Genomic DNA, 11,481 nt, shown 5'->3' on the forward strand with positions numbered 1-11,481 from the left:
CATGCGCGCAGTCGACCGGTTGAGCACCGTCGTCGCCGCGGTGGCGTTCGTCCTGGCCGGCCTGGGCGCGCCCGCCTGCGCGGAGAACCATCAGCCGGGCGCGGTGGTCACCGCCGCGCACCGGTCGATCGACCACGGCGGGCACGCCGTCCTCCCACCGGACGGACGGGCCGCCGCCGCGTCCCGCGCGCCCGGCGACGCTCCGTCGGAGCTGCGGACGGAGTTCTCCGGCGGACCCTGCGGTGACCACCGCGCCGGCGTCATCGCCGGCGACGGACCGGACGACGTCCTGCCGGCCGCGCAGCAACGGGTCGGCGGCACGCCCGAGTGGGTGGCCGCCGCCATCGCCTGCCCGCAGCCGGCCCTCCCGTTGCCGCCACGCGGCACCCTGGCCACCCGCGGCCCACCGGCCTCCGCCTGACCCCGCCCGCCTCCGCCGGACGTGACCCGAGGTCCGTCCGGGCGTCCCGCCGGGCCAGGGTCCCTTGCGGACGGTGACCGTCCGACAGCGGCGGGCGCGCCACCGCGCGCCATCCGTTCATCGCCTTCCATCCCGGGCCGCGGGCCCGGTACCCCACGAATCCGGGAGGATTCACATGTCCCAGTCACGCTGGCGCAGGCCGGCGACAATAGCGGGCGCGCTGGTACTCACCGCCGCGCTCGGTGGCGTGGTCGCCACCAACCACGAGGTGCAGGAGAAACTGGGCCTGGCCGACGAGCCGGGCGCCAACATGCCGTGGCACCCCAGAGAGTTCATGGAGATGGCCGCCGGCGAGTCGTCGGAGGAGGCCGGCGAGGAGGCCTTCGAGGCGCGCACCATCGCCGAGCAGTTCGCGCAGGCCCGCTACGCGCCGGGCATCGTCGCGCCGGGGGCGTATTCCAACGCGTTGAGCCAGCTCAACGCGCTGCCGGCGACAAAGGGCACCTGGCGTGACGTCACGAAGATCAAGTACGACGGCGACGACCCGCGCTACCGCGACTACGCGTCCAACTCGTCCGGGGGTGCCGGCCTGGTCACCGGCCGGATCACGGGTCTCGCGTCGGACAACAGCGGCCACGTGTACGCGGCCGGCGCGGACGGCGGCGTGTGGCGTTCCTCGATCGGCGGCGGGAGCTGGACGCCGATCACGGATGCGCTGCCCACCCTGTCCAGCGGCGACGTCGTGCTGGCCGGCGACGGTTCGCTCTGGTACGCGACCGGCGAAGGCAACACGGGCGGCACCTCGTACGTCGGCGCCGGCGTCTACCGGCTGGCCAACCCGAAGTCCGGCGCGTTCAAGACGACCGACCGGGTCGGCGGGACCGAGCTGGAGAGCACGGTCATCAACAAGCTGCGCTTCTTCGACGGCAAGGTCTGGGTCGCCACCAACCGGGGCCTGTTCTCGCACGCGATGGGCAGCACCTCGGGCGCCTGGAAGCTGGAGTTCACGCCGAACCCGAGCTACCTGCCGGGCGGGGCGAACGCCGGTGACGCGAACGCCGCGTACAAGAACATCGTCAACGACGTGGCCCAGGACCCGCGCAACCCGAAGCACGTGGTGGTCGCCTCGGCCTGGCGGTCCGGCGACACCTACAACGGCTTCTACGAGACGGTCGACTACACGGCCGGCGGCTGGACGAAGGTCAACCCGACCGGCGCCATGCCGGCCGACGACATCGGCTACGTGACGTTCGCCTTCTCCGCCGACGGCGGCAAGCTGTACGCGATCAACCAGTCGCCGCGGCTGCTCAACAAGCCGGCCGGCAACGTGAACAGCTACCTGGACGGCATCTACGTCTCCAACACCGGCAACCCGGCCGGCCCCTGGAACAAGATCGCCGACTCGTCGAAGCTGGGCAACTCCGGCTCGGCGCTCAAGCAGACCGTGATGGGCAAGGGCTACGGTCCGGGCATCCAGGCCTGGTACAACCAGTTCCTGGCGGTGGACCCGGCCAACCCGAACCACGTCTGGGCGGGCCTGGAGGAGGTCTACGAGTCGACCGACGCCGGTGCCAACTGGAAGACGGTCGGCCCGTACTGGAACTTCAACTTCTCCTGCTGGAACATCCACGACGCCCAGAACACCTGCAACAAGACCACCCACTCCGACCAGCACTCGGTGGCCGTGGGCAACGGCTTCGTCTACGTCGGCAACGACGGCGGCGTCTACCGGCGGCCGATCAACGGAAAGACCGACAGGGACGGGCACGCCACCGACTGGCAGAGCCTCAACGACGGGACCATCGACGCGCTCCAGTACTACTCGGTGGCGCTGGGCAGGGACCCGGCCAGGGCCGGCACTGTCGTCTCCGGCGGTCTGCAGGACAACGGCGCCTCGATCCTGCGCCCCGGCGACACCCAGATGGGCTCGCACTTCGGCGGTGACGGCGGCGACTCCCAGGCCGATCCGGCGAACGGCTGCCGGCAGGTCCAGGAGTACACCAACCTGGCCATGCGGGTGACCGAGAACTGCAACGCCAACACCGGCTCGGGCACCCAGGCGGACTCCACCTCGCGGGACATCCAGCCGTACACGGGCGCGCCCGGCGACGAGCTGGCCCGGTTCATCGCGCCGTTCGCGCCCGACGACCACGACGCGAACGTCTGGGTCGCCGGTGGCCAGCACGTCTGGGTCAACACCAAGGGCTACTCGATCCAGAACGGCAAGGGCTGGACCAACGTGTTCGACCTGGGCGCCGGCCACACCGCCACCTCGGTGGCGGTGTCCGGCGGCACGGCGTACGTCGGCTGGTGCGGCCCATGCAACAACGCGGGCTTCGCCCGGGGCCTCGCGGTCGGCAAGGTCACCGACCCGTCGAGCTGGCACCAGGTCGCCCTGCCGGGTGACTTCCCCAACCGGTTCCTCCAGGGCGTCGGGATCGACCCGGCGAACCCGTCGCACGCCTACCTCGCGGTGAACGGCTTCTCCCGCCGGTTCACCGAGGGGCCGGGCGCCGGCTTCGGTCACGTCTTCGAGACCAGCGACGCGGGCGCGACCTGGAAGGACGTCTCGGCGAACCTGCCGGACGTCCCGGCCAGCTCGATCAAGGAGCTGTCCAACGGCGGTCTGGTGCTCGCCACCGACCTGGCCACGTTCTACCGCGCACCCGGCGCCACCGACTGGCAGCGGCTCGGCGCCGGCCTGCCGCTGACCGTCGGCATGGACGTCGAGTACAACGCGGCCGACAACTCGGTCTACGTCGCGACCCACGGCCGCGGCATCTGGGCGTTCGACCTCGCCCAGCTCTGACCGGGCACCCCGTGCGGAGGCCCCGTCCCCCCTTCCTCCGGGGGACGGGGCCTCCGTCGTGCTCGGGGTCAGGCGCCGGGGCGTACCTCGGCGAAGTGGCAGGCCGAGGGGTGCGGGTCGGCCGCGCGGCGCACCGTGAGCGGCTCCTGGGTGGCGCAGACCTCCTGCGCCTTCCAGCAGCGGGTGCGGAACCGGCAGCCCGAGGGCGGGTCGGCCGGGCTGGGCACGTCACCGGTGAGCCGGATGATGGTCCGGTCCTCGCGGGCGTCCGGGTCGGGCACCGGCACCGCGGAGAGCAGCGCCTGGGTGTACGGGTGGGTGGCCCGCTCGTAGATCTCCTCCTCGGTGCCGATCTCCACGATCTTGCCGAGGTACATGACCGCCACGCGGTCCGAGATGTGCCGGACCACCGACAGGTCGTGCGCGATGAAGATGTACGACAGCCCGAACTCGTCCTGGAGCTGCTCCAGCAGGTTGATCACCTGGGCCTGGATGGAGACGTCCAGGGCGGACACCGGCTCGTCGCAGACGATGATCTCGGGGCGCAGGGCCAGCGCCCGGGCGATCCCGATGCGCTGCCGCTGGCCGCCGGAGAACTGGTGCGGGTAGCGGTTGATGTGCTCGGGGTTGAGCCCGACCACGTCCAGCAGCTCCTGCACGCGCCGCTGCCGGCTGCCCTTCGGGGCCGCCTCCGGGTGGATCTGGAACGGCTCACCGATGATGTCGCCGACCGTCATCCGCGGGTTCAGCGAGGTGTACGGGTCCTGCATCACCATCTGCATGTTGCGGCGCAGCCGGCGCAGCTCCGAGCCGGACGCCTTGAACAGGTCCCGGCCCTCCAGGGTGGCCCGGCCGGAGGTCGGCGTCTCCAGGCGCATGAGCAGCCGGGCCAGCGTCGACTTGCCGCAGCCGGACTCGCCGACCACGCCGAGGGTCTCGCCCCGGCGCAGCTCGAAGCTCACCCCGTCGACGGCCTTGACCGCGCCGATCTGCTTCTTGAACAGCACCCCCTGGCTGATCGGGAAGTGCTTGACCACGTTGTCGACGGAGAGGATGGTCTCGCCGCGGACCTTGGTCGGGCTAGCGGGCGCTGTCATCACGGACCTCCTGCGCGAAGTGGCACGCGCTGGTCCGGCCGTCGCCGAGGACCAGGTCGTGCGGCACCACGTCCACGCAGACCTGCTGCACGTACGGGCACCGGGGGTGGAACGGGCAGCCGGAGGGGATCCGCATGAGGTTCGGCGGCAACCCCTTGATCGTCGACAGGGCCTGGCCGCGGACGTCCAGGCGCGGGATCGACTCCAGCAACCCCTTGGTGTACGGGTGGGCCGGCGCCCGGTACAGCGAGCGCACGTCGGCGTGCTCGACGATCCGGCCGGCGTACATGACGGCGATGCGGTCCGCGACGCCGGCGACCACGCCGAGGTCGTGGGTGATCAGGATCATCGCCATGTTCAGGTCGCGGCGCAGGTCGGCCAGCAGGTCCATGATCTGGGCCTGCACGGTGACGTCGAGCGCCGTGGTCGGCTCGTCGGCGATGAGCACCTTCGGGTCCAGGGCGAGCGCCATGGCGATCATGACGCGCTGCCGCATGCCCCCGGAGAACTGGTGCGGGTAGTCGCCGAGCCGCTTCGCCGCGGCCGGGATCTTCACGAGGTCCATCAGCTCGACGGCCCGCCGGCGGGCGTCGGCCCGGGACATCCCCTCCCGCTGGCGCAGCGTCTCGCCGATCTGCCAGCCGACCGGGAAGACCGGGTTCAACGCGGAGAGCGCGTCCTGGAAGATCATCGCGATCTCCTTGCCGCGCACCTGCCGGCGCTGCTCCTCCGACTGGGTCAGCAGGTCCCGGCCCTGGTAGAGGATCTGGCCGGAGCGGACGTGCGCCGGGGGCGTGTCCAGGATGCCCATGATCGCCTGGGCGGTGACCGACTTGCCGGAGCCGGACTCGCCGAGCACGGCCAGGGTCTCGCCCGCGTCGAGGTGGTAGCTCACCCCGTTGATCACCTTGGCCACGCCCTCGGTCGTGCGGAACTCGACGTGCAGGTCCCGTACCTCGAGCAGGTGGCCACCGGGCGGGGTGGGGGAGGCCGGCGTGGGCCGGACCGCGGACTGGGTCATGAGGTTCTCACCGCAGCTTCGGGTCGAAGGCGTCGCGGATCGCGTCGCCCAGCATGATGAAGGCGAGGACGGTCAGCGCCAGGAAGGCGGAGGGCGCGATCAGCGGGGTCGCCGCCTCACGCATGTGGATCCGGCCCGTGTCGATGTCCTGGCCCCACGAGATGGTCGGGGCCTTCAGGCCGATGCCGAGGAAGCTCAGCGTCGCCTCGGCGGCGATGAACGAGCCGAGCGCGATGGTGAGCACCACGATCGCCGGGGCGAGCGCGTTCGGCAGGATGTGCCGCCACATGATCCGGCCGTTGCGGGCGCCGAGCATCCGGGCGGCGGCGACGTAGTCCTGCTCCTTGGCGGTGATCACCGACGAGCGGACCACCCGTGCCGCGGTGGTCCAGCCGAGGACCGCCAGCACGAAGATCACCGCGAACAGCCGGACGTTGTCGCTGCTGGTGCTCAGCCGCTTGAGCAGCACGATCGCGGCGAGCAGCAGCGGGATGCCGAGCACGATGTCGATCACGCGGGAGAGCACCGCGTCCACCCAGCCGCCGAAGTAGCCGGCGAGCATGCCGACGATCAGCGCGATCACGCCGGTGGCCAGCGCGGCGAGGGCACCCACCAGCAGCGAGGCCCGGGTGCCGTAGACCGCCCGGGCGTAGACGTCACAGCCCTGGAAGTCGTACCCGAAGATGGCCCCGCCGGACGGCCCGGCGTGCTGCCGGGAGAGCAGGCAGTCACGCGGATCGTTGGCGGTGAACACGGACGGCACCGCGGCCATCGCGGTGATGAGCACGACCAGGCCCAGGCTGACCCAGAAGATCGGGTTGCCGCGCAGGTCCCGCCAGGCGTCGCCGGCCAGGCTGCGCGGCTTCTGCGCCTCCCCGACCTGGTTGGGTGCGCCCGGCTCGCCGGAGACACCCCGCCGCGCGGCCTGGTTCTCCGTCGCCGCGACGGTCTCGAAGTCGCTCATGCCCGCACCTCGCTCCGCTCGGCGCGGTCACGAGCGACCCGGCACGCTGCGTTGATGATTCGTTCGCTGCGCTCACTCATAGCGGATCCTCGGGTCGAGTACGGCGTACAGGACGTCCACCACCAGGTTGGAGATCAGGTAGACCACGACGAGCACGCTGACGATGCCCACCACCAGTGGGCCGTCCTCCGTGCGGATGCCGCGGAACAGGTTGAAGCCGACACCGGGGATGTTGAACACGCCCTCGGTGATGATCGCGCCGCTCATCAGGTTGCCCAGCTCGACGCCGAGGAAGGTGACCACCGGGATGAGCGAGTTGCGCAGCACGTGCACGCTGACGATCCGGCGCTTGACCAGGCCCTTCGACCGGGCGGTCCGGACGTAGTCGGCGCGCAGGTTCTCCGCCACCGAGGTACGGGTCAGCCGCAGGGCGGTGGCCAGCGACAACGAGCCGAGCACGATGCCGGGCAGCAGCAGCGCGTAGAAGCTCGGTTGGGTCCCGGCGGTGGGCGGGAAGAGCTGCCACTTGACGCCGAGGAAGTACTGCGCGAGCGGTGCCAGGACGATGGTCGGGATGCCCAGCACCAGCAGGGTGAGCACCAGCGTCGAGTTGTCGAAGATGCCGGCCCGCCGGATGCCGGCGATCACGCCGGCGGTGACGCCGAAGACGATGGCGACGGCGAGCGCGATGAGCGCGAGCCGCACCGTGACCGGCCAGGCCTGCTGGAGGATGTCGCCGATCTGCCGGCCGGTGAGCGACTGGCCGAGGTCGCCCTGAAGCAGGTTCTTGACGTAGTCGAGGTAGCGGTAGAAGAAGCCACCCACGCCGGTCTGGTCGAGGTGGTACTTCTGCGTCAGGTATGCCCGCTGGGCCGCCGTCACCGGCCGCTCCCCGGCGAGGGCCTGGATCGGGTCGCCCTGCCCGGCGAACATCAGCGCGTAGACGATCAGCGTGGTCCCGAAGAACGCGAGGACCATCTGCAGGAGGCGCCGCAGGATGAAGCGGAACATGCTTGCCAGTCTCTCCGGAAAAGCGCGAAAGGGGCGCGGGATGACATCTCTGGCGTACCGGAAATTGCCGGCCGGTGCTGCCCCCGGCCTGGACCGACACGTGGTCCGGGCCACCCGGGTCGCCCCGGGTGGCCCGTGCCGCGGTCAGGTCAGCTGGCCGCCTCGATCTTGACGAGGTTGACCCGCTGGAACAGGTCCATCTGGACGTTCTTCACCTTGCTGGAGTGCCCGTACACGTTCTCGCCGAAGCGGAGCGGGATCACCGGCATGTCCTTGGCCAGGATGTCCTCGGCCTGCTGGTACTTCTTGATCGCCTCTTCCTCGGTGGGCGCGGCAGCGCCCTCCTTGACCAGGCGGTCGAACTCCGGGTTGCTGTAGCCGTAGTAGTTCGACGAACCGTTGGTGCTGTACAGCGGGCCGAGGTAGTCCTCCATGGACGGGTAGTCCATGACCCAGCCCATGCGGAACAGACCCACCGGCTGCTTCTTCTCGACCTTGGTCAGCAGGTCGGCGAACTTCGGCTCGGCCGAGCCGACGCAGTCGACGCCCAGGTTGGCCTTGAGCTGGTTGCAGGTCGCGTCGACCCAGTCCTTGTGACCGCCGTCCCCGTTGTAGGAGATGGTGATCTTCGACGGGCCGCCGGCGGCCTGGTAGAGCTTCTTGGCCTCGGCCGGGTTGAACTGACCCGCGGCGCCCGTCGTGTTGTCCCGGTAGCCCGGCAGGACCGGCGAGACGAACGAGCGGGCCGACTGCTGCGAACCCTTGAAGATCGACTTGGTGATCTCGTCACGGTCGATCGCCATCGAGATCGCCTTGCGCACGTCCGGGTTGCTGTAGTCCTTCTCGAAGGTGGGGAAGGCCAGGAACTGGAACGACGACATCGGGCTGGTCTGGTAGTTGTCGCCCAGGTCGGTCGGCGCGGTGCTCAGGTTCTCGGTCGGGATCGTCGGCAGCACGTCGAGGTTGTCCGACTGCAGGTCCGAGTACGCCGCCGTGAGCTGCTGGTAGACGCGGAACTCGACGTCCTTCACCTTGGGCTTCTCGCCCGGGTAGGCGTCGTAGCGCTCGACGTCGAGCTTGCTGTCGTGCTGCCAGGAGCCCTTCATCTTGAACGGGCCCTGGCCGATCGGCGCCTGCTCGTACGAGTCGTTGAGCACGCCCGGCGCGGAGAACGCGGCCTTCGGCAGCGGGTAGAACGCGGTGTAGCCGAGCATCGACTTGAAGTCGATGTACGGGTCGGAGAGCGTCACCTGGAAGGTCAGGTCGTCGACCTTCTTCAGGCCGGACATCGTCTTGGCCTTCGGCTTCTCGCCCTGCAGGTCCTGGTAGCCCGCGATCTTCTCGAAGAAGTAGCTGCCGCCCTGGCCGTTGGGCGCGTACGCGCCGTAGTTCCAGGCGTTGATGTAGTCGTCGGACGTGACCTTCTCACCGTTGTGGAAGGTGAACCCGTCCTTGAGCTGGATCGTCCAGACCTTGTTGCCGTCGGACGGCGTCACCGACTTGGCGGCGACCTCGTACGGCTTGTTCTGCGCGTCGTAGTCGACGAGCGGGCTGAACAGGCCGGCGAGCACCTGCGAGCCGGACGTTTCGGTGGTGTTGGTGGGAACCAGATGCTGCGGCTCGGCGATCTGGATACTGACCGCCGCATCCTGGCCGCTGCCGCTCGATCCGCCGTTCCCCCCGCTGCCGCAGGCCGCCAGGCCCAGCGTCACCACGAGCGGGAGGGCGGTCCAGGCGGCGAGTCTACGAACGCGCATGAACTCTCCTCATCTCCTCACGCTGCGCAGTCGGGCCCGGCGTTGGGTGACACTGCGCAACGAGCGGCAACGGTAGGTCGCGCTCGACCCCATCGACAACGGAGGCGTTGCGAACCGGTAACGGATCGTGGTGCACCGGGTTGTCGTTGCCGGACCGGCGTGCTAACGAGATGCCACGTCAAGCCAGCAGCCAGGGCCTCTCCGCCGCCCCGCCGCGCCGTCCGGTGGGATGGCCAACCGCTCGGGCGGATGCGCCGGTGCTGTCCCGCCCGTCCCGTGCGGGCCCGGCTGTCCGTATCCCGGTGTGGCCGAATGCACATTCTGTGACTCTCCGTGACTTAACCCACGCCACGGATCGTCACCCTTCGCCGTCGTCGGCCGGCCGGGCGCGGGGCGTGAGACGATCCAGTCGTGACGGCGACGATCCTGGACGGCAAGGCGACCGCGGCGGAGATCAAGGACGAACTGCGGACACGGGTCAAGGCGCTGGCGGAGCGCGGCATCACCCCGGGGCTCGGCACCGTCCTGGTGGGCGAGGACCCCGGCTCCCAGGCGTACGTCAACGGCAAGCACCGCGACTGCGCCGAGGTGGGCATCGCCTCGATCCGTCGCGAGCTGCCCGCCGACGCCACCCAGGAGCAGCTCGACGCGGTGCTGACCGAGCTGAACGCCGACCCGGGCTGCCACGGCTACATCGTCCAGCTGCCGCTCCCGGCCCACCTGGACACCCAGCGGGCGCTGGAGATGATCGACCCGGACAAGGACGCGGACGGCCTGCACCCGGTCAACCTGGGCCGGCTCGTGCTCGGCTACGACGCCCCGCTGCCCTGCACCCCGCGCGGCATCGTCGAGCTGCTCCGCCGGCACGACGTGCCGCTGCGCGGCGCGAAGGTCGCGCTGGTCGGCCGGGGCAACACCGTGGGCCGGCCGCTCGGCCTGCTGCTCACCAGGCGCAGCGAGAACGCCACCGTGACCCTCTGCCACACCGGCACCCTGGACCTCGCGGCGCAGACCCGTGAGGCCGACATCGTCATCGTCGCGGCCGGCGTGCCGGGGCTGCTCACGGTCGACATGGTCAACCCGGGCGCGACAGTGGTCGACGTGGGCATCACCCGGGTGATCGGGGCCGACGGCAAGGGCCGCTACACCGGCGACGTCGACCCGGAGGTGGTGGAGGTGGCCGGCAAGCTGGTGCCGATGCCCGGCGGGGTCGGTCCGATGACCCGGGCCATGCTGCTGACCAACGTCGTGGAGCGGGCGGAGCGGCAGGACTGACCGCCCAGGCATGTCATAACCGTCCGCCCCTGGCCCGATCGGTGCCAGGATGGCTGATACGGTCCGGAAAACCGACTGGTATCAGGGAGTGGGACGACCATGGGTAAGAAGGTCACTGTCGTCGGGGCCGGCTTCTACGGCTCCACCACCGCACAGCGCCTGGCCGAGTACGACGTCTTCGACACCGTCGTGATCACCGACATCGTGGAGGGCAAGCCGGCGGGTCTCGCGCTGGACCTCAACCAGTCCCGCGCCGTCGAGGGCTTCGAGACCAAGGTCGTCGGCGTCACCACCGGGCCGAACGGCGAGGGCTACGAGGCCATCGAGGGCTCCGACGTCGTCGTCATCACCGCCGGCCTGCCCCGCAAGCCGGGCATGAGCCGGATGGACCTGCTGGAGACCAACGCCAAGATCGTCCGGCAGGTCGCCGAGAACGTGGCCAAGTACGCCCCGAACGCCGTCGTCATCGTCGTCTCCAACCCGCTCGACGAGATGACCGCGCTGGCCCAGCTCGCCACCCAGTTCCCGAAGAACCGGGTGCTCGGCCAGGCCGGCATGCTGGACACCGCCCGGTTCACCAACTTCGTGGCCGAGGCGCTGAACGTACCGGTGAAGTCGGTGAAGACCCTGACCCTCGGTTCGCACGGCGACACCATGGTGCCGGTCCCGTCGAAGAGCACCGTGAACGGCAAGCCGCTGCGTGAGGCCATGCCGGCCGAGCAGATCGAGGAGCTGGTCGTCAAGACCCGCAACGGTGGCGCCGAGGTCGTCGCGCTGCTGAAGACCGGCTCGGCGTACTACGCCCCGTCGGCCGCCGCCGCCCGGATGGCCAAGGCCGTCGCCGAGGACTCCGGCGAGGTCATGCCGGTCTGCGCCTGGGTCGACGGGCAGTACGGCATCTCCGGCGTCTACCTGGGCGTCGAGGCCGAGATCGGCGCCGAGGGCGTCAAGCGGGTCGTCGAGACCGACCTGGACGCCGACGAGCTGGCCGCCCTCAAGGCGGCCGCCGAGGCCGTCCGCGCCAAGCAGGCCGACGTAGCCAACATGTGACCCCGAGAACGAACCACCCCGGAGGGGCGGGCCGGCTGACGCCGACCCGCCCCTCCGCACATCCCGACCCTTTCCC

General features: G+C 70.3%; 9 protein-coding genes. 4 read left to right on the forward strand and 5 right to left on the reverse strand.

The window, feature by feature from the left end; all coding sequences use genetic code 11:
- Position 1: 1 nt before the first annotated feature.
- Entirely contained in the window at positions 2-421 is a 420-nt protein-coding gene (locus tag NFX44_RS09710) for a hypothetical protein (RefSeq protein WP_262283145.1), read from the forward strand.
- 175 nt (positions 422-596) lie between these two features.
- The gene (locus NFX44_RS09715) at positions 597-3,230 is read left to right on the forward strand and encodes a glycosyl hydrolase (RefSeq protein ID WP_262283146.1); all 2,634 of its coding nucleotides are present in this window, start codon (positions 597-599) and stop codon (positions 3,228-3,230) included.
- Positions 3,231-3,298: 68 nt separating this feature from the next.
- On the opposite strand, the gene NFX44_RS09720 is transcribed toward NFX44_RS09715, so the two are convergent.
- The 5 genes from NFX44_RS09720 to NFX44_RS09740 form a co-directional block, all read right to left on the reverse strand.
- Positions 3,299-4,327, reverse strand: coding sequence for an ABC transporter ATP-binding protein (locus NFX44_RS09720; RefSeq protein WP_262283147.1), 1,029 nt, complete (start codon positions 4,325-4,327; stop codon positions 3,299-3,301).
- Complete coding sequence (locus tag NFX44_RS09725; protein WP_262283148.1) at positions 4,311-5,348, reverse strand: ABC transporter ATP-binding protein; 1,038 nt, start codon at positions 5,346-5,348, stop codon at positions 4,311-4,313. Before NFX44_RS09725 ends, NFX44_RS09720 begins: the two co-directional genes overlap by 17 nt.
- Positions 5,349-5,355: 7 nt before the next feature.
- On the reverse strand, positions 5,356-6,312 hold the full coding sequence (locus NFX44_RS09730) for an ABC transporter permease (protein WP_262283149.1): 957 nt from the start codon (positions 6,310-6,312) through the stop codon (positions 5,356-5,358).
- Positions 6,313-6,384: 72 nt separating this feature from the next.
- Complete coding sequence (locus tag NFX44_RS09735) at positions 6,385-7,323, reverse strand: ABC transporter permease (protein ID WP_262283150.1); 939 nt, start codon at positions 7,321-7,323, stop codon at positions 6,385-6,387.
- 149 nt (positions 7,324-7,472) lie between these two features.
- Complete coding sequence (locus NFX44_RS09740; protein ID WP_262283151.1) at positions 7,473-9,080, reverse strand: ABC transporter substrate-binding protein; 1,608 nt, start codon at positions 9,078-9,080, stop codon at positions 7,473-7,475.
- Between the two features lie 411 nt (positions 9,081-9,491).
- Between NFX44_RS09740 and NFX44_RS09745 the strand changes: the two genes are divergently transcribed.
- Positions 9,492-10,355 carry a bifunctional methylenetetrahydrofolate dehydrogenase/methenyltetrahydrofolate cyclohydrolase gene (locus NFX44_RS09745; protein WP_262283152.1) on the forward strand — a complete coding sequence of 288 codons (864 nt, stop codon included), beginning with the start codon at positions 9,492-9,494 and terminating at the stop codon, positions 10,353-10,355.
- Positions 10,356-10,454: 99 nt separating this feature from the next.
- Positions 10,455-11,405: a malate dehydrogenase gene (gene mdh / locus NFX44_RS09750; RefSeq protein ID WP_262283153.1), complete on the forward strand. Its 951-nt coding sequence runs from the start codon at positions 10,455-10,457 to the stop codon at positions 11,403-11,405.
- Positions 11,406-11,481: the final 76 nt, after the last annotated feature.

The organism is Micromonospora sp. MA102 (assembly GCF_025460765.1).
GTDB lineage: Bacteria > Actinomycetota > Actinomycetes > Mycobacteriales > Micromonosporaceae > Micromonospora > Micromonospora halotolerans.